The following is a 22627-nucleotide window of genomic DNA, read 5'->3' as shown; positions in this document are numbered from 1 at the left end:
AGCGTGCTCTGATGGTGTGGATGCGCCAGCGGCGCGAGCCTGTCGCCGTCGTCGTGCACGATCACGGGCACGGACCGGAACCCTGCTCGCGCGGCCACTACTCGCAGGAAACCGCCCATGACCGCCGCCGCGGCCGCGGTCAGGGCTGGGGCCGGGGCTGGACGCAGTGGCCCGTGCGCGTCCTGCTCGGGGCGCTCACCCTCTCCGTGGTGGTGACGTCGGGCGCCGTCGGCATCGAGCGCTACCTCGGCCGCAAGTACATGACCCCGCAGGCGCCGCTGACCCGGTCGTCCATGTCGATCTCGGACCAGATCAGCTGGACGCGGCGGGGCGAGAACCTGCCGGAATACGCTCCGCCCGTGGTGCTGACCTTCCACGACGTCAACAAGAAGAGCACGAGCCCCTACGCGATCACCCCGGGGGCCTTCGACGCCCATCTGACGGCGCTGGAGAACGCCGGGTACCGCACCCTGACCGCGAAGCAGTTCACCGCGTACATGAACGGCGGCCCCACGCCGCGCCGTTCGGTCCTGCTCACCTTCGACGACGGCACCGACGGGCTGTGGAAGTACGCCGACCGCATCCTGGCCAAGCACAAGATGAACGGCACGATCTTCCTGATCACCGGGTCGATGGACAAGCACCGCCCCTACTACCTGACCTGGCGCGAGATCCAGCGGATGCACAAGTCGGGCCGCTGGGACTTCCAGAGCCACACCCGTGCCATGCACAGCGTCAAGCCCGTCGACGTCACCGGCACCACGGGCGCACCGCTGGTGAACCGCCTGTGGCTGGAGGACAAGGGGCGCCGCGAGACCACGGCCGAGTACCGCGCCCGCGTGCTCCACGACCTCGCCGGGTCCGTCAAGGACATCGTCGGCCACGGCATGCCGACCCCGACCATGTTCGCCGTCCCCTTCTCCGACGGACCGGGGCAGCAGGACGCCGACTCGCAGGACTCCCTGGCCAGGCATCTGCTCAAGGAGATGTTCCCGCTCGTGATGACGGACCATTCGAGCGTCCCCCTGACCGCGAGCCGCCGGTCCGCGGCCGCCGGCCTCGTCCAGCGCGTCGAGGTCTACGCCGAGACCACTCCCGCCCAGATGCTGGACAACGTCCGGCAGAACGTCCAGGTGCCGGCCAACGCGCACCGGCCCCTGTACGAGCGCGAGAACTGGGGCGGACGCCAGACGCGGACCAGCTTCGACGTCTTCCTGGGCAAGGCGCCCAAGTCGGCGAACATCCCCCGCTACGCCAAGGCGGACTACCGGCCGGGCAGCAGCGTCGACTGGACGAACTACAGCGCCACCGCGCTCATCGGTTCACTGGGCAACGGCACCAACCAGGCCGCGCTCGGGGTCCGGACCAACAGCAAGGAGCCGGTCACCGTGGTCGTCACCCGGAACCGGGCGACGCTGCTGGCGAACGGCTACAAGGTGGCTTCGCGGCCGCTGGACGCGAAGTCCGATCACACCGTGACCGTCAAGGTCGGACGGGACACCACGACGGCCTACGTCGACGGCCAGGTGAAACTGACCCATCAGTCGAACCAGCCGGCCGGCCGGCTCTCCGGCGGGGTCACCATCCGTTCCGGAATCAACAAGGACGGAAACCAGTGGCCGGTCTTCAAATCCCTCGACATCTCGCCGCTCGAGGGCGCGTCGCGCGGCTCCTGACCCGACCGCTGTCCGACACCCCGTGAGGTTCCGTCCCGGCCGCCGGCGCGGCCGCCGGCGCGGCGGGGACGGAACACACTCGAGTTCAACAGGCGCCCGTGTACGACGGGGACTTGTGTACGACAGGCAGCCATGTACGAGGGGGCGCCGACGGGCCCCGACTCACGTACCGCTGTTGATCGTCGCGTCGGTCACCGCGCCGTCGCCGACGTTCCACTTGTCCAGGACCTGCTTGTAGGAACCGTCCCGGATGGCGGCGTTCAGGGCCGCCTGGAGCGCGTCCCGCAGCTGGTTGTTCGAAGCCGGCACCGCGATGCCGTACGGACCGGGCCCGATCTGCTCACCGACCACCTCGAAGTCCTTGCCGCCGCCCGAGGTCTGCGCCGCGTAGGCGACCGCCGGGTAGTCGGCGACATCGGCCACCGCGGCACCGGACGCCAGCCGGGCCTGCGCCTCGTCATGGGTGTCGTAGGCCTCGATGTCGATCGGCTCGTCGCACTGCTGGGACTGCAGCAGGTCGTACGCGGTACTGCCGCTCTGCACGGCCACCTTCCTGCCGCAGAGGTCGGCCGGTGTCCTGATCTTCTCGGGGTTGCCCTTCTTCACCATGATCGACGATCCGGCGGTGAAGTAGTCGACGAAGTCGACGTCCTCGCCGATCTTCTCCCCGGTGGAGGGATCCAGCCCCTGCTGACGCTCCTTGGTGTCGCTCATCGCGGACATCACGACGTCGTACCGCTTGGCGCGCAGGCCGGTGAGCAGGGTGTCGAACGCGCTGTTGGCGAACTGGAACCTCACCCCCAGCTCCCGGCCCAGCACCTCGGCGAGACCGGGGTCGACGCCGGTCGGCTTGCCGTTCTGGATGAACTCCATCGGCGGATAGAGCATGTCCGAGCCGACCTTGATGACCCCGGACTTCTTCACCGCCGCGGGCAGTTCCTCGTACAGGGGCGCCCGCGTGCCCGTGCCGGACGGCGAGGGCGGGGGGTCCTTGGGGCTCTGGTCGCTGCAACCGGTGAGCGTGAGAGCGGCCGCGACCGTCATCGCGCCGAGCGGGGCGAGGTGCTTCCTCGGGAGGAGGCCGCCGCCGGCACAGGTCGCAACCGCCATCCAAGGGCCCCTTTCCAGCGCCCCACTCGGCGACATAACGCCAGGAGACGCACATAAAAGATCATTGTGCATCATTAGGGCATTTCACCGCTTTATCTGTCAACGAGCCGGTCTCGGCCCGGGGTGTCGTTCACACGCGCGGCCGTGACCCCTTAGGCACCCGGGCCGGTCACTGGTCCGAGGTCGGGCGCCGGTCAGGAGCCGGACACCGGTCAGGAGCAGGTCACCGAAGAAGGACCCGGATCATCCGATCATCGACATGAGCCGCTCGTGCGTCTCGGCGTCCGCGGCCACCACGAGGCCGCGCCCCGAGGGCCCGACCGGCTTGCCGTCGATGCCGGTGACGACGCAACCGGCAGCCCCGCACAGGGCGATGCCCGCGGCGAAGTGCACGCTCCCGGACAGGTCTCCGCCGTCCGTCACGTACGCGGCTCGCTTGCCCGCGGCGACCCAGGCCAGGGCCAGGGTCGTCGAGACGACACGGGGCCGGAAGTACTCCACGAAGGCGTGCCGGGCCAGCAGCTCGACGGCCCGGAAGCCGGGCGCGCCGGGGAACGGCGGGTCCAGGTTGACGTCCACGAGCCGGGTGGCGGACGTGGGCACCAGCGGGGTGTCGGCGCCCTCGTGGCTCCTCCACGCGCGCTCGCCGTCGCTCACGAAGACCTCGTCGGCGAAGGGGTCGGCCACCGCCGCGGCACCGCCGCGCAGCGCGACGTTGACGGCGACCAGCATGTTGCCGACGGCGTAGTTGTGCGTGCCGCACAGGGGATCCACCAGCCACTGGCGTGCCGCGCCCGCCGCGCCCAGCGACCCGCTCTCCTCGCCGAGCACGGCGTCCTCGGGACGGGCATCGCGGAGCACGTCGAGGATCGCCTTCTCGGCCTCGAGGTCGGCGGCGGTGGCGAAGTCCCCGCCGCCCTTGTCGACGCGGGTGAGACGGCGCCCGTACAGGTCCCGCACCACGGCGGCACCGGCCCGGGCCGCGGCCGTCGCGATCCCGGCGTCGTCGAGTCCCACGTACGTGTCGGTCACGTCGGCACGATAGCCGCGGCACCGGGCTTCGCGCCCCCGCTCCGGCGAAAGCGGGACGTCCGGCCGACCGGCCCGGACCCTCAAGTCGGGTGCGCTGTGGGTCGCCTGTGGGGCCGCGCGGCCGGTTGTCAGTGCTCGGCGCTAGCGTTCGCTGCATAGTCGCACTCCGCCCGGGACGCACTGACCTGGGTGAACTGTGCTCAAATCTTGTGTTCCTGACGCGGAAGGCTGTGGCTCGTGGGGTGGCTGTCGGCGGGTGACGGGTATGAAGTCGCCCTTGTGGAGGGGCGGGTGGCCGTGCGGGCCACCTCGGGCCGGGCGGCGGGACGGCAGCTGAAGACGCTCCCGCGTGCGCTCAAGGACCACCCGGAGGTGGACCGGCTGCGCCGGTTCGCCGAGTGGCTCGAACGGCACGCTGCCTCGTGCGTGGCGCAGGTCGACGCGTGGATGGTGTCGTCGCTGCCCGTGCCCACCGGGCTGTTGGCCCGGGTGTGGCCGGACGAGGCCTGGCAGGCCGCGCTGCGCGATCTCGTCGTCGTCGGCGACGACCCGGACGACGTGGGCTTCCTGCGCGGCGCCACCGAGACCGGCGAACTGCGGCTGGTGAACCTGGACGGCGAGACCGTCCGTATCGCCCCGCGCACGGTGACCCTGCCGCACCCGGCCCTTCTCCCGGACCTCGACGACCTGCGCGAGTTCGCGGCCGAACTGGGCATCGTCCAGGGCGTCGAGCAGATCCACCGGGCGATATGGCGGCGGCCGGACGACCTCCGTCCCAAGGCCACGGAGGTCAGGGAGTTCGCCGGCGGCTCGTTCCGCTCCCGCTTCGCGCTCGCCGCCCGGGCCAGTTCCCTCGGCTACGGCGTGTCCGGCGGGTACGCGACCTCCCGCATCCGGGACGGCGTCCGCACCGTCGACGCCTCGGTGTGGATCGGGGAGCCGTACTGGGACGGGGACAGCGAGACGGGGGCGCTCACCTGGCAGGACCAGGACGGCCGCGCGCTGCCGCTGGTCGAGGTGGGACCGGTCGCCTGGTCGGAGGGGATGCGGATGGCCGCGGCGCTGTACGCCGGGCGCATCATCGAGGAGGGCAAGAACGCATGAGCGGGGGGACGCAGGTGTCGAACGAGGAACTGCTGGCGGCGGGGGCGGTGCTGCCGCCCGACACACAGGACGCCGGTGAGCAGGCGGTGGCGCTGACAGCACGGGCGTACCGTCACCCGGGCCTGGACGGCCGGGTGGTGGTCCGGCTGGTGGCGGGCGAGCTGGGCGCGGCGGAGGACCTGGCCGCGGGCTTCCTCGGTCTGGAGCCGGACGCCGAGCCCGCCGTGGTCGGCTTCGGGCCGCGCCAGTCCCTGGGCTTCCCGGAGTGGGTGCTGGTGCACCACCCGGACGACGGGCATCACGCGCTGCGCGTCGTGCCGGACCTGGAGCGGGCCGGACGGCAGGTCAAGTCCCGTCCGAAGGCCGCTCTCGACGCCTTCGTCGAGCTCGGGGACCGGCTGGCGGCCTCGGTGCCGCACTTCCTGCCGACGTTCTACGAGCAGGCCGGGCGCGTGTTCCTGGCGGAGGAGAACGCCACCTACGCCGCCCAGTTGTTCACCCGGGCCCGCAAGGCCGAGGCGGAGCACGGGCTGACGGTGCACGAGGACCGGCTGGACGCCGTGTTCCTGGAGTTCGCGCTGGCCGGCGCGCTCCCGGTGAAGGTCCTGTCGGGCTATGCCAGGGAGCTGGCCGCACGGGTACCGGCCGAGGACGCGCTGCGCCGCTTCACCCGGCTGTGTCTGCGCCGCACGGCGGGCGGGCTCCCGCCGTCCGTGCAGATGGCGAACGACCTGCGCAAGCTGGCCAGGGCGGCCGGACGCGACGCGAGCCTCACCGAGCAGGGGTACGTCCGCGACCTCCTGGCCCTGCCCGCGACCCTGCGCTCAGCGGCCGGCTGGTGGAAGGGACACCGCACGGCCCTGATCGCCCTCGCCACCCGCGAGCCCGAGGTGCGGGGCACCCTGCTCGACCTGATGCCCTCCGCACCCGACAGCGACATGCCGGCGATGTGGCTGGAGCTGCTGGAGACCTCCGGCTGCACCGCGGGGCTGTGGGACGACGCCCTGCCCGAGGAGCAGCGGCCCGCGGACGGCGCCGCGGGCTGGCTGGAGCGGTTCCTGGCCTACTGGCAGCGGGCCCGGTCGTGGCGCGACCCCAGCCGCATGGCCGAGCTGTATCCGCTGGTGGAGCGGAGCGCGGCCCGGCTGCGGGCCGAACTCGCTGCCTCCGGTGGTGCGTTGAGGGTCGTCCACGACCTCGACCTGATCGATCTGCTGCTGTCGCTGGACGTTCCGGTGGCCGCTCCGCGGGAGGGCGACCAGCTGCTGCTGTCGCAGTGGGCGCTGGGCGAGGGGCGCCGGGACCTGCTGTCGGTGGCCGCCGACAGCCGCTTCCACGGGGCGTTCCGGCGGGGCGCGGACCGTTTCGGCGACGACGACGGGTCACGGCGGGCGATCGCGCTCCTCGCGGCGTCGCCGGGCGGTCGTCCCCTGCTCGCGGACTGGGTGCGCGGCGTCGTACTGCGGTTCACCGCCGTGGGGCTGCCGCAGTTGCCGGACGCGCTGTCACGGCTGAAGTGGCTGCCCGCCGAGGCGCTGTTGCTGGCCGAGGAGGAGGTGCGCGCCGCCGCCGGCACCGACCTCGCGCCGGTCCTGGCGCGCACCCTGCGGGCCGGTCTGTTCGACGAACTCGGCTGGCCCGCCTGGGAGGACGCGGTCGCCTCCCTCGTTCCCAAGACCGACGTCGAGGACGTGGTCGTCGCCGACGCCTGGCCCCACCTCATCGTCGCCGGGGCGGCCCAGGCGCGGGTGATCGGCGCCGAGGGCACGCTCCTCACCCATGACCTGCGCATCCCCGCGAACAGCCACTGGGGCGATCCCGGCCTCCACCATGTGGACGGACGGCTTCTCGTCTACTGGAACGACCGCACCGAGGGCCTGCGCGGCTACTGGCACACCGACCCCGACCGTCCGCTGTCCCTGGAGGGCGCCCGCAACACCCGGGGCATCCGCATGGACTGGTACCAGGGCAACGGCGCCATCACCCTGGCGCTGCCCGGCGGCGGCCGCACGACCGGCGGCGGGATCCTGCACGCCGGCGACACCACCCTGCCCGAGGAGCGCCAACTCCTCGGCGACGGCGTCTCGTACTGGGTGTGGAGCTCGGACGGCGGCACGCACGACTGGTACGAGTACGACCCGGCGACGGGCGAGCAGGGCCGTGCGAGCAAGCCCGCGTTCCTCGCCGACGCCCTGCGGGACGCCCCCGAGGGCAGCACGTTCGGCGGCGGCCGGCTGACCCCCTCGCCGACCGCCGGCTCCGCCCCCGCCTCCTGGCCCGTGGACGGTCTCGTCGGCATGCGCGTGGTGCGGCTGCCCGACGGCTCCGTGCGGGCCGAGGACCTCGCCGGACACAGCGCCACGCTGCCCGCCGACGCCGGCCGGCCCTCGGCGCTCGTGGTCTTCCCCGGAGCCGAGGCGGCCACGGCCGTCGTCCGCGAGAGCTGGCGCCTCGCCCTCGTGGACGCGGACGGCGTCACCACCTCGGTGGCCAAGACCGACCGGGTGCCCGGAGCGTTCGGCGAGGGCTCGCTGCTGCTGCCGCCGGTGCAGTACTGGGAGTGCCTGACGGCCCGCGATCCCGAGGGCTCCGAGGCGCTGCGGAGGATCGACCGCGACACGGCGGCGGCCCTGCTCTCCGCCGCCGTCGCCGAGGACAAGGAGGCACTGCCCGAGGCGGTCCGCTCCCTCCTCCCGGTCACCCACACCGCGCTGGTCGCCGGAATCGCCGGTGTCGTGCGGCACGCGGCCGGTCAGCAGGCCGTGCTGGACGCGGTGGCCGCCCGGCTCACCCGTGCCCTCGACGGCGGCCCGCAGGAGGACGGCCCGGCCGGTCCGCCCGACAGTGAGCTCCTCGAAGCGGCGAACAGCCTCTGCGACTTCAGCCGCTCCCGGTGGGGCCACGACAACGAGACCGACACCGTCTTCCGCGCCCTGCGCGAGTTCGGGCGGGCGGCCCGGCTCACCGACGCCGCCGTGGCGGAGGGAGCGGCGGCCCCCCTGCACCTCGACGGCCGAAGGGTGCCCGTCGGCCGGCCCGGCCTGGACACGGTGCTCGACCGGGTGCCCGCCCTGGCCTTCAGGACCGCGGCAGGGACCACCACCGACGAGCACCGGGAGGTCCTGCGGGCCCTGCTCACCGAGATCGACGCCCTGGGCCTGGCGCCGGGCGCCGAGCCCTCGCCCTGGCGCAAGGTGGAGCTCCACCTGGGAGCGGGCCTGCTGCGCACCCCGTCGGGCGAGTGGCGCGAGGGGGCCTGGAACGGAGTGCTGCCCCTGGGCGGCGGAGCCTTCCTCGCCCTGGTGGGACACACCTCGCACGGTGACGACGGCTGTGTCTTCAGCGGCTTCTTCCACGATCCGGCCGGGCGCTTCGAGGTGCCCGCGCCCTACACGCTCCGCACCGCCGCCCCGCTCGGCGAGGACGGGCCCGCTGGCCGGCTCGCCGCGTTCCTGAAGGAGCTGTCCGTACGGGGACCGGCGCCCTGGTTCCCCGAGGCGGCCGAGGAGTTCGCCCGGCTGACGGGGGTCACGGACACCATGGCCCGGCTGATCGTGGCCGGCATGCCCCAGATCATCAACGAACGCTCGTACCTGACGGCGGAGACCTGCGCGGCGATCGGCGTGAAGGCCGGTCCCGCGGGCGTGGCCAAGGAGGAACTCCTCCATCTGGGCCCGGAGAGCCGTGCCGAGGTCGTGGCCGCGCTGCTGCCCGCCGACCCCGCCCGGCTGTGGACCGAGGGACCTGACCGGGCCGCCGCGGCCGAGGTCTGGAACAGCAGGGTCGGTCGACGGGCCGCCGTTCCCGAGGAATTGCTCGGCGAAGCGGTGCGCGCCTTCAAGTACGGGCAGTGGCAGCCCCGGCAGGCACTGCCCGCGATCCTCGACCCGGCCGGGGAACCCCGGCTCACCCGTGACCACGAGTGGGTGATCGAGGGCGACCGGGTCAAGAGCGTCGACAAGGTGAATCCCGGGTTCTCCGGGCAGGTCCTGATCGGTTTCGTCGGACTCGCCGCCTGGCTCGCCCACCGGCTCCCGGCCGGTGACCCGATCCGCGCCGCGCTGCCCGCCGCGCTCGCCTCCGTGCGCGAGCGGCTGGCGCACCCCGGGCTGATGTTCGACCTCGGGAGGTACATCAGCATCACCGACTTCCGGAAGACGGCGGGCGCGCCCACCGAGGTCGGCAAGGGGTTCGAGCGGTACGGAGCCGTCGTCCTCGCCACGCACGACGACCAGCCGTCCCCCGCCCTGCGGGTCTCGCTGCTCGACGAGGCGGGCCAGGACCCGTACCTGCCGGCGCTGCGCGTCGGTGATCAGCGCCCCTACCACGTGGAGGTGGCCCTGGGCCTGGCCCGCTCCGCCCGCTTCGAGGCCCTGCTCGCCGATCCCGGTGACCCGGTGGCCGGTGAGCGCGGCAAGGACGGCACCTGGTGGCCGCAGGACCCGACCCGTTCGGTGCCGGACCTGGTCACCGAGGCGGCGAAGGAGTACGGCCTCGGGGAGGACGCGGCGGCGCTCTATCTGATGCTGCTCGCCATGCCCGACCCGACCGACCGGATGACGGCCCGGTGGACCGGTTGGAAGCCGGCTCGCCTCAAGGCCGCCCGTGCCGAACTGGCCGCCACCGACCTGCTCGTGGAGGCCACCCGCACCCGGGCCGGGCGCTCGCTGTTCCTGCCGGGCGGCTGGGTGGTGCCGAAGGCGCCGCGCGTCCCGCTGGAGCAGTGGAAGCGGCCGCTGTACGAGGACCTGCTGTGGCGCGACGAGGCGCTGCTCGGCGTGATCGCGCCGGCCGAACCGGTCGCGGACCTCTACCGCAGGGCCTGGCGGCTGGTCCAGGAGGGCGGCGGGCCCCGGTTCGAGGACTTCGAGGTCCGACGCGGCCGCCGCCGCTGATCCACCGCCGGGGCCCCGGCGATCTCCGACGAGGGCCCCGGCGCTTCTCCCCCGACGACTCACGTACCTACCGATCAAGGAACACGCATGACCGCGACCGACACGGCCATGGCCCCTCCGGCACGGCAGACCCTGCCCGCCGAGGAGCGCCACGCCACCGAACTCGCCTTCCTCGCCGCTCATGACACGGGCCCCCGCCCGCCCGGCTGGCGGCTGACGCCCCGCGCCGTGATCACCTTCGTGTGCGGCAGCGGCGGAGAGGCGCTCACGCTTCCCGAGCGCCACGAGGCGCTGCCCGACCGGCTGGTCATCACGCCCAAGTTCGTCGGCGAACGCGCCCTGGTGGAGCGGTGTGTCGTCACCCTGGCCGGCGAGCGCGGGCTCCTGCTGGTCGGTGAACCGGGCACGGCCAAGTCGATGCTCTCCGAGCTGCTGTCCGCCGCCGTCTGCGGCACCAGCGCGCTGACCGTCCAGGGCACCGCGGGCACCACCGAGGACGCCCTGCGCTACGGATGGAACTACGCCCTCCTGCTCGCCCAGGGCCCGACGCCGACGGCGCTGGTCGACTCCCCCGTCCTGGCCGCCATGCGCACCGGGCGGGTGGCCCGCGTCGAGGAGATCACCCGCTGTCTGCCCGAGGTGCAGGACGCGCTCGTGTCGATCCTGTCCGACCGGCGGATGAACGTGCCGGAACTGGCCGGGACCGAGGACGCCCAGGTCGCCGCCACGCCCGGGTTCACCGTCATCGCCACCGCCAACCTGCGCGACCGCGGTGTCTCGGAGATGTCCGCCGCCCTCAAGCGCCGCTTCAACTTCGAGACGGTCCACCCGATCGCCGACGTCGAGGCCGAGACCTCGCTCGTACGACGGCAGGCCGTCGCGGCCGTCGAGCGGGCCGGCGCCGCCTTCGGCGTGGACGACGCGGTGCTGGACGTGCTGGTCACGGTCTTCCGCGACCTCAGGGCCGGACGGTCCGCCGAGGGCTGGGACGTGGAGCGGCCGGGCACGGTCATGTCGACGGCCGAGGCGGTACAGGTCGCCGTCTCCCTCGGCGTGGCCGCCGCCTACCTTCCCGGGGCCGACACCCTCGATCTCGTGCCGGGTCATCTGCTGGGCGTCGTGCGCAAGGACGACCCCGCCGACCACGCACGGCTCCTCGGCTACTGGGACGGTCCGGTGCGCCGCCGCGCCGAGGACGGTTCCGCGCTGTGGCGCAGGCTCTGGGACCTGCGGGAGAACCTCCGGTGACGTACCCCCAGGATCCCCGGGCGGCCGTCACCGCCCTCGCGGGCTCCGTGGCGCCGTACCTGCTGGGGGTACGGCACCACAGCCCGGCGCTCGCCGCGGCGGTGCCCGCCCTGCTCGACGCCTGCGGGGCGGAGGTGGTGTGCGTGGAACTGCCCGCCGACTTCCAGCCATGGCTGCTCCATCTCGCCGCGCCCGGCACCGTCGCGCCGGTCGCGCTCGCCGGAGCGGGTGCGAACGGCCGGCTCGGCTTCTATCCCTTCGCCGACTTCTCCCCGGAACTGGCCGCGGTCCGCTGGGCCCGGGAACGCGGGGCGGAGGTCGTGTGCTGCGACCTGCCGATGTCCGATCCCCGGTGGACCGCCGAGGGACACCTTCCCTCCAGTGACACGCGGACCGCTGTCGCCGAGGAGGTGCCCGTTGCGGCGGCCGTCTCCTTCGGGAACGCGCTGGCCGCCGCCGGCACCGGCCGCGACGGCGACGACCTGTGGGACCGCTGCGTCGAGGTCCTCGCGCCCGGCTCCACGCCCGAGGCGATCCGTCGTGCCGCGCTCGGCGTCGGCTGGGCGCTGCGCAGCGACGCCGAGGCCTCGGGCGGGACCCCGGCGCTGGACCTGGCCCGTGAGGCCCACATGCGCGGGACGATCGCCCGCGCCGGCCTCGACGGGCGGCGTGTCGCGGCCGTCGTCGGCGCCTTCCACGCCCCGGCGCTGACGGACACCGTCCACCCGGACGCCTCCGCCACGGCTCCCGGAGCGCTCGTCCCCGGGACGGGTTCGGCGGCGCCCGACCGGCGCCCCGGCCCGAAGCACCCGGAGGTGGTCACCTCCCTCGTCCCGTACGCCTTCGACCTGCTGGACTCCCGTTCCGGCTATCCGGCCGGGATCCGGGATCCGCGCTGGCAGCAGGCCGTGTTCCGGGCCGGCGGCGACCCCGCGCAGGTGCGGGACGCGGCCGCGCGGGCCATCACCGACGTGGTCCGCGAACTGCGCGGGGCCGGGCATCCCGCGGGAACCGGCGAGGCCGCCGAGACCCTGCGGATGGCGGGCGACCTCGCGCGGGTGCGCGGACTCGCGGCACCGGGACGCGGCGAGATCGTCGAAGCCCTGACGAGCGTGATGGGCCAGGGCGAACCCCTGGGCCGCGGCCGGGCTCTGGCGAAAGCACTCGAAGTGGTCCTGGTCGGCACCGACCGGGGCCGGATCGCGCCGGGCACGCCGCGCTCCGGGCTCGGCCCCTGTGTGGAGGCCGAGGTCGCCGCGCTGCGGCTGCCGGGCCCCGAGGACCCCGCGGCTCGCGAGGTGCGCCTCGACCCGCTCCGCTCGGACCTCGACGGCCGCCGCGAGGTGCTGCTCCAGCGTCTCGCGGTGTGCGGCGCGGGCTACGGCGAGGCCGTGGCGGTGGCCGGCACCGGCGACGGGAGCGCTCTGACCACCCGGTGGCGGGTTACCTGGGCACCGGCCGTCCCCGTACGGCTGGACCTGGCCGGGATGCGCGGAGTGACCCCGGCGCTGGCCGCCGAGGGCACCCTGCGGGAGACCTTCCGCCGGGAGACCGCGGACGGCGGGCCCACCTGCGCCCTCGTCCTCGCGGCGCTCGGCGCGGCCGCCCGGTGCGACCTGCCGGCCCTGGTGTCGGAGCGACTGGCCGATGCCGAGGTGCTGTTCCCCGCCTCCGCCACCCTGCCCGAACTGCTCGGCGCACTCGATCTGTTGGAAGCCCTGTGCCGGGGCCATCTGCCCGGCACCACGCCGGACACCCGGCGGGCCGCCGCCGGCCTTGCCGACGATCTGCTCGAGGCGGCGGTCCGGTCCCTGCCGGGACTGGCCGGCAGCGACCGGCCCGAGGACACGGCCGCGCTCGTCGAGCTGGCCTCGCGGGCCGGTGAGCACCGCCTCGGACTGCGGATGGACGACGCCCTCGCCTCCCTCGCCCGCACCGGCTCCCCGCTCGTTCAGGGCGCCGCGCTGGCCGCCCGCGTGCTGCTCGACCTCGACGACGCGACCGTCCTCGGCGCCCGCACCGCGGGCTGGATCGACACGGCCACGAGTCCGGAGGCACGGCAGGCGCTGAGCCGTCGGCTCGGCGGACTGCTCGGCGGCGCGGCCGCGTTGCTCCAGTCCGCCCCGACGGCCCTCGACCCGCTCCTCGACCGCATCGACACGCTGACCGATCAGGGCTTCCTCGACCGGCTGCCCGCGCTGCGCGGCGGCTTCGACACGCTCACCCCCGCGGGCCGCGACCGGCTCCTGCACACCGTGACCGAACGGCTCGGTGACCGTCCCGATCTGTCGCTCACCGCCTCGCCCCGTCTTCTCGCCCTGTGGACGGCCGCGGACGCGGCGGGACGCGCGACCGTCCAGGCCCTGGGCCTGCCCACCGGGATCGACGCCGTCCGGGCGAAGACAACCGGGAGCCACGCGGCCCCGGCCCTGGGCGAGCAGCCCCCGGCCGCTCCGGCCCGCCCCGCGACGACAGCCGCAGCCACGCTTGCCGACGGTCCCCGGCTCACCCCCACCGACCGCTGGCGGCTGCTGCTGGGCCGCGAGACCGACAAGCTGCCGCAGAACGCCCGCCGTTACGCCCACGCGCTCGACGAGCTGTACGGCGCCGGCCGGGGCGAGGGGTCGACGGACCTCGGCCGCGAGGGCGGTTCCCCGGGTCAGGGCGGCGGCCGGGAGGCATCCTTCCCGACGGCCCGCGACTGGTCCGAGGAGCTGGAGGCGCTGTTCGGGGCCGAGGTCCGCGAAGAGGTGCTGGCCCGCGCCGCCGACCAGGGCCGCAGCGACGTCCTGGCCGAACTCGACCCCGCCTCGGTCCGGCCGTCGGTGGACCTGCTGACCTCGGTGCTGTCCCTCGCGGGCGGAATGCCGGAGAAGCAACTGGCCCGTCTGCGCCCGCTCGTACGCCGCCTGGTCGACGAGCTGGCCAAGGAACTCGCGACCCGGATGCGGCCCGCCCTCACCGGCCTCGCGACCCCCCGCCCCACCCGGCGCCCGGGCGGCAGGCTCGACCTTTCGCGCACCCTGCGGGCCAACCTCGCCCACTCCCGCCGCACGGCCGACGGACGCACCGTCGTGGTGCCGGAGCGGCCGGTGTTCAGCACGCGTTCGCGCAAGGAGGCGGACTGGCGGCTGATCCTCGTGGTCGACGTGTCCGGGTCGATGGAGGCCTCCGTCATCTGGTCGGCCCTGACGGCGGCGGTGCTGGGCGGAGTCCCCACCCTGTCCACGCACTTCCTCGCGTTCTCGACGGACGTGATCGACCTGACGGACCGGGTCGACGACCCGCTGTCGCTGCTCCTGGAGGTGAAGGTCGGCGGCGGAACCCACATCGCTGCCGGGCTCCGCCACGCCCGTTCCCTGGTCACCGTGCCCAGCAGGACCCTCGTAGCGGTGGTGAGCGACTTCGAGGAGGGCTATCCGCTGGGCGGACTCCTCGCCGAGGTGAGCGCCCTGGCGAGCTCCGGGGTGCACCTGATGGGCTGCGCCGCCCTGGACGACACCGGCAACCCGCGCTACTCGGTGCCCGTCGCCCAGCAGCTCGTCGCGGCCGGCATGCCCGTCGCCGCCCTCAGTCCCCTCGCCCTCGCCCGCTGGGTGGGCGACCGTCTCCGCGGAGAGGCCCGATGAACCCCGAACTGCCCCCGGCGGCTCCCGATGTGGTCGCCGCCGCCGTGGAGGGTCTGACCACCAGGCTGCGCAAGAGGCTGGACGCCGCCATCGAGTCGTACGCGGCCCTGCCGGTCGTCGTCGACGGCACGGTCAGGCGCGTGCGGTGTGGCGAGGACGCGGAGGTCGCGCTCACTCCCGGTCCTTCGGGCACCGTCACGGACGCGGACCAGGTGGTGTGCAGTTGTCTGCTCGCTCCACGGTGTCTGCACCGGGCCGCCGTCCTCGGCGCCTGCCCGCTGGCCGAGCCGGACGCCGGGACCGAGGGCGAAGGCGTGGTCGGGGCGGACCCGGCGGGCTCCGAGGCGGCCAGCGGATCGACGGACGGCGACTCGGGCGCCGCCACGGCCGACACCACGCCGGAGTTCGCGACGCCCGCTGATTCCGCCCAGTCGTCCCGCACCGAGCCCGAGCCCGAGGAGGCCGTCGCGCTCACCGCCGCCCAACGCGCCGCCGCCTCCGGGCTGTGGACGGCGGCAGCGGCCCTGCTCGCGGCGGGTGTGCCCGCCGCCGGAGCGGTCCCCCAGGCCGAGTTGCTGCGGGCCGCGCACACCGCCCGGCTCGCCGGACTGCACCGCGCCGAGGCGGCCGCGCTGCGGGTCGTACGAGGGCTGCGGGGCGCGCGGGCCCGCCAGGACGGCCACCGGCTGGCGGACCTCGTCGCGCAGTTGCGGGAGCTGCTCCTCACCACGGCCCTGCTGGGCTCGGCGGCACCGGGTCCCGCGCTGATCGGCACGGCCCGCCGCGCCTATCAGCCGGGCGGCAGCCTGCGCGTCCACGGGGTCTGCAGCGAGCCCGTGATCGCCGCCACCGGGTACGGCGGCGTCGTCACCCATGTCGTCTCCGAGGACGGGCGCTGGTTCTCGGTGGCCGACGTCAAGCCCGGCGGGGCGGCTCGCGCGCAGGGCGCGGCCACCGCCACCGTGGCGCTCGGTTCGGGGAACCTCGACCACGCCCGGCTGTCCCGGGGCGGGCTGCTGATCTCCGGTGCGACGGTGTCCTCCGACGGGCGCCTCGGCTCGGGCAAGGGGGTGCGGGCGACTCCGCTGCCCGGTGGCTCTTCGGCCTCGGGTGCCGACGGCGGGTCCTGGACCTCGGGTCCGCTCGCCGCGTTGTTCGCCCGGCCGCTCGCCGACACGGTCGCCGAGCGGCTGGCCGCGCCGCCGGACGCCGACCCCGAGCAGGCCGAACAGCGGGCACGCGAGCTGATCGGCTGCGATGTGGTCCTCGTCGGAGCCGCCGGCGATCACCTGATCGCCAGGGAACTGCCGACCGGACGGCCGGAGGCGGACGGGGTCCTGCTGCGGCTGGCCCCGGCCAGTGATCATCCCGGTCTCGCGCACACGGCCAACTTCCGCCGGCTCGCCTCCCGGCCGGGACTGCGGCTGCGGGTCGTCGGCCGGCTGGACCCGGACCGCGCCGCGACGCTTCGCCCGCTGGCCGTCGCCCCGCTGCCGGGCACCGAGGCGACGCTGCGGCTTCCCGGTGACTGGCGGGGCCACGCCGATCTCGGCTACGACCGCCTGGAGGGCGCGCATCTGCCGTCGCCGGAGGTCGTGGCCGACGCCGAGCCCGCCGTCGGTCCCGGCCAGGACGTGCCGGACCCGTTGGCGCAGGCCCCGCTGTGGCGGCTGCGGCGGCTGGTCGAGACCGCCGTGTCGGGCGGCCGCCGAGCCGTCGCGGAACCGGCGCGCGACGGTGATCTGCGCGGGGACGGGGCGGCCCTGCGGCGCGGCGGTTTCGCAGCGGCGGCCGAACTGGCGGCCGGACTCACCGCGGAGGCCGACCGTCGCACCCGTGACGTGTTCGGCCGTACGGGCGGCGCCGACCCGGACGGCTACGCCCGGTCGTGGCTGGCCGCGGCGGTCTATCTGGCGGGAGTCGAACGCGCCCTGGTGGGGGCCACCTGGCAGCCGGCGGCCGTGGGTGCCTGATCAGCCGTTCTGCCGGGGCAGGCGCACCACCTGGACGAAGAAGTCGTCGATCTGACGGACGGCGGCGATGAACTGGTCCAGGTCGACGGGCTTGGTGACGTAGGCGTTGGCGTGCAGCTTGTAGCTGCGCAGGATGTCCTCCTCGGCCGCCGAGGTGGTGAGGACGACGACCGGGATGTGGGACAGGGACGGGTCCGACTTGATCTTCTCCAGGACCTGCCTGCCGTCGTACTTGGGCAGGTTGAGGTCGAGGAGGATCAGGTCGGGCCGCGGGGCCTCGGTGTGGGCGCCGCGCCGGTAGAGGAAGTCGAGCGCCTCCTCGCCGTCCCGTACGACGTGCAGGGTGTTGCCGATCTTGTTGTCCTCGAACGCCTCCCGGGTCATCAGCTCGTCGCCAGGGTCGTCCTCGACGAGGAGGACGTCGATGGGGGTGCCGGCGGGAGTCGTCATATCAGGGCCTTGTCCTCGGTGCTGTCGTGAAGCGCGTCCGCCGGGTCGGCGGACGGGATGGTGAAGCAGAAACGGGTGCCGTCGGTGTGGGCCGTGTCGATCCAGATACGGCCGCCGTGGTACTCGACGATCTTCTTGCACAGCGCGAGGCCGATGCCGGTTCCACCGTAGGCGTCGCGGCTGTGCAGCCGCTGGAAGATGACGAATACCTTCTCCTCGAACTCTTCGGGGATGCCGATGCCGTTGTCGGTGACGCACAGACGCCAGGCCCCGGGGTCCTCGGGGTCCCGCTCACAGGTGATGCGGACGTGGGGCGGGCGGTCGGGGTGACGGAACTTGACGGCGTTGCCGACCAGGTTCTGCCAGAGCATCGTGACCAGGGTCGGGTCCCCCACGACCTCGGGCAGTTTCTCGGGCCGGTCGATCCGGGCCCCGCTGTCGGTGATCGCGCTGTCCAGATTGGCCAGCGCCTTGCCGAGTGTCTGGTCGAGATCCACCGGCAGGCGTGCGTCGTTGACGCGGCCCACCCGGGAGAACGTGAGCAGGTCGTTGATGAGGACCTGCATGCGCTTGGCTCCGTCGACGGCGAAGTCGATGTACTGCCGTGCGCGGTCGTCGAGTTGGTCGCCGTAGCGCTTCTCCAGGAGCTGGCAGAAGGACGCCACCTTGCGCAGGGGTTCCTGCAGATCGTGGGAGGCGACGTACGCGAACTGTTCGAGTTCGGCGTTGGAGCGGCGCAGTTCGACGGCCTGCGCGTCCAGGTCGGCGGTCTGCCGGGCCAGGATCTCCCGATGCTCGCGGGAGGAGTCCAGCTCGGCCACGATCCGCTGCCGCATGTTCTCGACGTCGCCCGCCACGGCGAGGAGGTCGACGGGCCCGCCGCCGGTGATGACATGGTCGAAGTCGCCCTGGGCGACCCGGCGGGTGGCGATCCGCAGTTCGTCGAGCGGACGGGTCACCAATCGGCGCACGAGGACGGTGAGCACCACGCCGGTCAGCAGGAACGCCACGACCATGCCGGCGAGGACCGCGTCGCGGAACGTGCGCGCGGACGCCAATTGGTCCCGGCCCTTGTCGACCGCCTCCGCCAGTCCGGCTATCTGCCGGGCGGAGGCACCGCGGATCAGATCGAAGGACTTCTTGCCGCGTTCGGCGGCCGCCGCGTCGGCCGTGCGCGGTTCACCCGGTGTGATGCCGGCCATCACGGGCTCGGCGTAGGTCCGCCGCCAGTCGTCCGCCCGCTTCTCGACCGCCCGGAGTTCGCCGAGCAGCTCGGGGCGGTCCCCGATGAGGGCGCGCAGCCGGGCGACGGCCTGGGCCTCGTCCTTGCGGCCCTGGGTGTAGGGCGCCAGGAACTGGCGGTCGGCCGCGATGGCGTAACCGCGCAGTCCGGTCTCCTGGTTCACCAGGGCCGACTGCAGCCGGTACGCCTCGGTCTGCGCGGGCTCGACGTCCAGGAGGAGATGGTCGGTGACCGAGGCCGTCCGCTGGAGCAGCGTGGCGCCGACGCCGGCGCCCACGACGACCACGAGCGCCATGAGCGCCAGCACCATGGCGATCCAGCCCTGCACCGTCAGCCGGCGTCCGGCCCATCGCTCGCCGGTCATGTCGCCCGTCCCGTCCTCGATGTCACTGTTCTCCCGCTCGCTCTTGCCTTTCACCGGCGCCACCGCAGATGAAGCACGGCGACGTCGTCGGCGAGCCCTCCCTGTGTCTCGGCGAGGGCTTCCGCCCCGTCGATCAGTCCGTCGACGAACGCGGCCGGGGGCAGCGGGGCCAGTTCACGGGCCATCGCCAGCAGCCCTTCCTCACCCAGCCGCTGCGTGCCGCGTCCGACCCGCCCCTCGAAGAGGCCGTCGGTGAACAGCACCAGCGCCGCGCCCTGCGGGAACGCCAGTTCCTCGACGGGCCAGCTCGCCCCGCCCGGGATGATCCCGAGCGCCGGTCCGCCCCTGACCTCCACCCACTCGACGCCGTCGGGCCCGCACAGCAGGACGCCGTGGTGGCCGGCGCGCACGATCTTCACCTGTCGCCCGCCGGGGTCGACGCTGAGGACGACCAGGGTGGCGAAGACTCCGTTCCGTGCCCGTTCGGCCAGGAGGATCTCCTCGAGCCGGCCCACCTGGTCGGCGCCGGTGACTTTGCTCAGTACGAGGGTGCGCCAGGCTATCCGCAGCGCGACCCCGAGGGCGGCCTCGTCCGGGCCGTGTCCGGAGACGTCGCCGATCAGGGCGTGCACGGTGCCGTCGGCGCTCTGCACGATGTCGTAGAAGTCCCCGCCCAGGAGCGCGTGCGCGCGGCCGGGCCGGTAGCGGGTCACGACCTCCACGCCGTCCCCGCGCAGCAGCGGGCGCGGCAGCAGGCCCCGTTCCAGGCGGGCGTTCTCCTGGGCCTGCATCTGGCTGGCCTGCAGCGCCACGGCGTCGCGCTCGGCCTGCTTGCGCTGGATCGCGTAGCGGACCGCCCGTCCGAACAGCTCTGGTTCGACCCGGCCCTTGACGAGGTAGTCCTGGGCGCCGGCGGCCACGGCGGCCAGTCCGGTCCCCTCCTCGGCGAGTCCGGTGAGTACGACGACGGCGACGTGCTCCCCGTGTTCGCGCACCCGCGACACGGCCTCGAGCCCCTGCGCGTCCGGGAGGTGCAGGTCCAGCAGCACGCAGTCGGGTACCTCGGTGGCGAGGACGTCGCAGGCCTCGGCCATCGAGCGCACCCACCGCAGGCGCATGCCGAGCGCGCTGTCGGCGACCATCTCCTCCACGAGCAGCGCGTCGCCCGGATCGTCCTCCACCAGGAGCACCGACGGCTCCTGTGTCCCCCAGGCCGCGGTGCGGTCCAGGTCGGGCGAAGCCACGCCGGCGGCCCCGGGCTGCGACGTCATCATCGAATGAACCCCCACACCCGCCACCATTCCGCCGCTTCATGACGGACAACCCCGCGAGCATACTCACGCTCGCGTTCACCCACGCCACCAGGACTTCTGTTCCTCGTGCGGTATGGGAACCGGGACGGCGACCGGGGGCAAATGCGTTGCCGTGCCGCGGGGACGGAGATCAGACTCGGGGTATGACCGACATGGGGGCGTTCCGGGAGGCGGTGACCGCCTGGGCGGCGGGCGGCCCCGGTGATCTGGCGCGCGAACTGGCCGCGCGCATGCCCGTACGGACGGTGGTCCTGCTCGAGGGCCCGAGCGACCGGGCCGCGGTCGAGGCGCTGGCCCGAAGCCGTGGCCGGGACCTGGAGGCCGAAGGGGTCTGCGTCCTGGCGATGAACGGTGCCATGAGCGTGGGACGCTTCGCCCGTGTCCTCGGGCCCGACGGTCTGGGCCTGCGTCTCACGGGGCTGTGCGACGAGGCGGAGCGCGGCTACTACTCCCGCGCCCTGGAACAGGACGGTCCGGAGCCACGAACCGCGCTCCGGCACACCCCGGACCGGGCCGGAGCCCGCGACCACGCCTTCTTCGTCTGCGCGGCCGACCTGGAGGACGAGCTCATCCGGGCTCTGGGGGTGTCCCGGGTGGAGGAACTCGTCCGTGAGGAAGGCGACCTGCGCGCCCTGCGGACCTTCCAGCGCCAGCCGGCGCAGCACGGCCGTTCTCCGCAGCGGCAGCTGCGCCGCTTCCTCGGGACGAAGAAGGGCCGCAAGATCCACTACGGCCGCGTCCTGGTGGAGGCGCTCGCTCCGGGTCAGGTCCCGGCTCCGCTGGAGGACCTGCTGACCGCGCTGTGACGCGCCGGCAGGCGACCGTGCCATGCTGTGCGGCGCCGGCAGGCCGGGGCAGGTGCCGGCTCCGCTGGAGGATCATCTGACGGTGCCGTGCCGAGCCGGCAGGCGACCGTGCCGCGCCGGCCGGACCGCTCGGAGTGCGCCGTCGACCCCCCGTCCGCCCCATACCGTCGACGTCCCGCTGTCACCATGCGCTCCGCCCCATACCGTCGACGCCCCATGGCCACCACACGCTCCAACCGCCGTCGACGCCCCATGGTGGCCGTCCCGCTGAAGGGCGATGATGGCGGTCATGCCCTTGTCGACCGCGTTCACGACCCTGCTGGGGATCCGGCACCCGATCGCCCTCGCCCCGATGGGAGGGTCGGCCGGCGGTGAACTCGCGGCGGCCGTCTCGCGGGGCGGCGGACTCGGTCTCCTCGGCGCCGGCGGGGGCGACCCGGAGTGGCTGGCGCGTGAGCTGCCGATCGTGGCGGGGGCCGGGAGACCGTGGGGTGCCGGGTTCCAGACCTGGGCGACCGGACCCGCGGTGATCGAGCAGGCGCTGGAGTACGGTCCTGCGGCGGTGATGTTCTCCTTCGGCGACCCGGGCCCCTTCACCGGACGGGTCCGTGCGGCCGGCGCGGCCGTGATTGTCCAGGTCACCGATGTCGAGGAGGCACGGCGGGCCGTGGATCTCGGCGCCGATGTCATCGTGGCGCAGGGGACCGAGGGCGGCGGGCACGGCGCCCGGCGCGGGCGGTCCACCCTCCCGTTCGTACCGGTCGTCGTGGACCTGGCCGACGGCATCCCGGTACTGGCGGCCGGCGGGATCGCGGACGGCCGGGGCGTGGCAGCGGTCCTGGCCCTGGGTGCGCAGGGGGCGCTGATCGGCACGCGCTTCCAGGCCACGGCCGAGTCCCTCGTCCCTCCGTCGACCGCCGAGGCGCTCGTCGCCGGACGTGGCCAGGACACGGAGCGCAACCGCGTGCTCGACATCGCCCGGAGCTCCCGCTGGCCGGAGCGGTACACGGCTCGCACCCTGGGCCACCCCCACCTAGACGTGTGGCGGGGCCGGGAGGCGGAACTCGCGGCGGACCCCGCGGCGGCACGGCGGGCGTACGAGGCCGACGTGGCGAGCGGCGCGGTGCCGGCCCAGCCGGTCTGGGCGGGTGAGGGCGTCGACCTGGTCACCGACCTACCCCCGGCGGCCGAGCTGGTCGCCACCCTCGCGGCCGACGCGGAACGGGCGCTGGCCCGGGCGGGACGCGGCTGAGGTCGGGCCGTCCGGCCGGTCGGGCCGGCCGGGTCCGTCGGGCGGCCCGGTCCGCTTGCACCGCCGGGCCGGCGCGGGATCGCACCGGGGGCGCCTGCCGTCTCCCGCACGCACACCACACCCCACACGACCGCGCGAAAGACGGGGTGTCGCCCTGACGGAATGTCACCATGGCGCGGAAACTGCTCGGATCCGCCCGCTCCTACGTCCCTGATCCCGCACGCCTGCCGGCCACGCACCCTGCGCCACGCCCGCACGCGTCGCACGCTTGCTCGCCACGTCCACCCGGTCGCCCCGACCCCCCTTACACGCCCGCACGCCCGCACACCCCCCGCCGCCCGCCGCCCGCCGCCCGCCGCCCGCCCGAACACCCCGCACAGGCGCCAGGCAACGGGCGCCAAGCACCCGGCGACGGCAACAGCTCCTCACCACACGACGTCACCCCACCCCGATCCCGATTCAACTCACCACCCGTGGAAACCAGTTACTCGAACCGCTCGCAACCCGCCCCCACTCCCCCGTTCGCACACGA

At 74.1% G+C, this 22627-nt stretch carries 13 protein-coding genes; 8 read left to right on the top strand and 5 right to left on the bottom strand.

Translation table 11 applies throughout. The features are described 5' to 3' along the window. Positions 1-11 precede the first annotated feature (11 nt). Positions 12-1676: a polysaccharide deacetylase family protein gene (locus IO36_RS24635; protein ID WP_051900905.1), complete on the top strand. Its 1665-nt coding sequence runs from the start codon at positions 12-14 to the stop codon at positions 1674-1676. Between the two features lie 162 nt (positions 1677-1838). On the opposite strand, the gene IO36_RS24630 is transcribed toward IO36_RS24635, so the two are convergent. Continuing rightward, a complete protein-coding gene (locus IO36_RS24630) occupies positions 1839-2786 on the bottom strand; it encodes an ABC transporter substrate-binding protein (protein WP_037623028.1) in 948 nt (315 codons plus the stop codon). A 243-nt stretch (positions 2787-3029) separates the two neighbouring features. After that, positions 3030-3818 (bottom strand): inositol monophosphatase family protein, encoded by a 789-nt coding sequence (locus IO36_RS24625; protein ID WP_037623026.1) that lies wholly within the window; start codon positions 3816-3818, stop codon positions 3030-3032. A gap of 237 nt (positions 3819-4055) precedes the next feature. Here IO36_RS24625 and IO36_RS24620 point away from each other — a divergent pair, with 237 nt between their 5' ends. The 5 genes from IO36_RS24620 (at position 4056) to IO36_RS24600 (ending at position 16667) form a co-directional block, all read left to right on the top strand. Next, positions 4056-4922 (top strand): DUF4132 domain-containing protein, encoded by an 867-nt coding sequence (locus IO36_RS24620; protein ID WP_037623024.1) that lies wholly within the window; start codon positions 4056-4058, stop codon positions 4920-4922. Beyond that, complete coding sequence (locus tag IO36_RS24615; protein WP_209441260.1) at positions 4919-9817, top strand: DNA-binding protein; 4899 nt, start codon at positions 4919-4921, stop codon at positions 9815-9817. The genes IO36_RS24620 and IO36_RS24615 overlap by 4 nt, the downstream gene beginning before the upstream one ends. A gap of 87 nt (positions 9818-9904) precedes the next feature. After that, on the top strand, positions 9905-11065 hold the full coding sequence (locus tag IO36_RS24610) for an ATP-binding protein (protein WP_037623023.1): 1161 nt from the start codon (positions 9905-9907) through the stop codon (positions 11063-11065). Further along, positions 11062-14694 carry a vWA domain-containing protein gene (locus tag IO36_RS24605; protein ID WP_037623022.1) on the top strand — a complete coding sequence of 1211 codons (3633 nt, stop codon included), beginning with the start codon at positions 11062-11064 and terminating at the stop codon, positions 14692-14694. Before IO36_RS24610 ends, IO36_RS24605 begins: the two co-directional genes overlap by 4 nt. Next, positions 14691-16667, top strand: coding sequence for a hypothetical protein (locus tag IO36_RS24600; RefSeq protein ID WP_037623021.1), 1977 nt, complete (start codon positions 14691-14693; stop codon positions 16665-16667). Before IO36_RS24605 ends, IO36_RS24600 begins: the two co-directional genes overlap by 4 nt. Here IO36_RS24600 and IO36_RS24595 read toward each other — a convergent pair whose 3' ends face one another. From IO36_RS24595 to IO36_RS24585, 3 genes are read right to left on the bottom strand one after another with little or no spacing between them, the layout of a single operon-like run. Next, the gene (locus IO36_RS24595) at positions 16668-17117 is read right to left on the bottom strand and encodes a response regulator (protein ID WP_037623020.1); all 450 of its coding nucleotides are present in this window, start codon (positions 17115-17117) and stop codon (positions 16668-16670) included. It lies immediately after the preceding gene. Further along, positions 17114-18724: a sensor histidine kinase gene (locus IO36_RS24590; protein ID WP_037623185.1), complete on the bottom strand. Its 1611-nt coding sequence runs from the start codon at positions 18722-18724 to the stop codon at positions 17114-17116. The genes IO36_RS24595 and IO36_RS24590 overlap by 4 nt, the downstream gene beginning before the upstream one ends. A 50-nt stretch (positions 18725-18774) precedes the next feature. Then, a complete protein-coding gene (locus tag IO36_RS24585; protein WP_425535549.1) occupies positions 18775-19995 on the bottom strand; it encodes a PP2C family protein-serine/threonine phosphatase in 1221 nt (406 codons plus the stop codon). A gap of 185 nt (positions 19996-20180) precedes the next feature. Here IO36_RS24585 and IO36_RS24580 point away from each other — a divergent pair, with 185 nt between their 5' ends. Together IO36_RS24580 and IO36_RS24575 are read left to right on the top strand one after the other, a co-directional pair. Then, complete coding sequence (locus IO36_RS24580) at positions 20181-20843, top strand: TOPRIM nucleotidyl transferase/hydrolase domain-containing protein (protein WP_037623017.1); 663 nt, start codon at positions 20181-20183, stop codon at positions 20841-20843. Positions 20844-21132: 289 nt separating this feature from the next. Beyond that, positions 21133-22095 carry an NAD(P)H-dependent flavin oxidoreductase gene (locus IO36_RS24575; RefSeq protein WP_037623182.1) on the top strand — a complete coding sequence of 321 codons (963 nt, stop codon included), beginning with the start codon at positions 21133-21135 and terminating at the stop codon, positions 22093-22095. Positions 22096-22627 lie beyond the last annotated feature (532 nt).

Origin of the sequence: Streptomyces aureus (genome assembly GCF_000725495.1) — a bacterium.
In the GTDB taxonomy this organism is placed as follows: Bacteria; Actinomycetota; Actinomycetes; order Streptomycetales; family Streptomycetaceae; genus Streptomyces; species Streptomyces aureus_B.
This window is presented reverse-complemented; position numbering and strand designations above follow the sequence as displayed.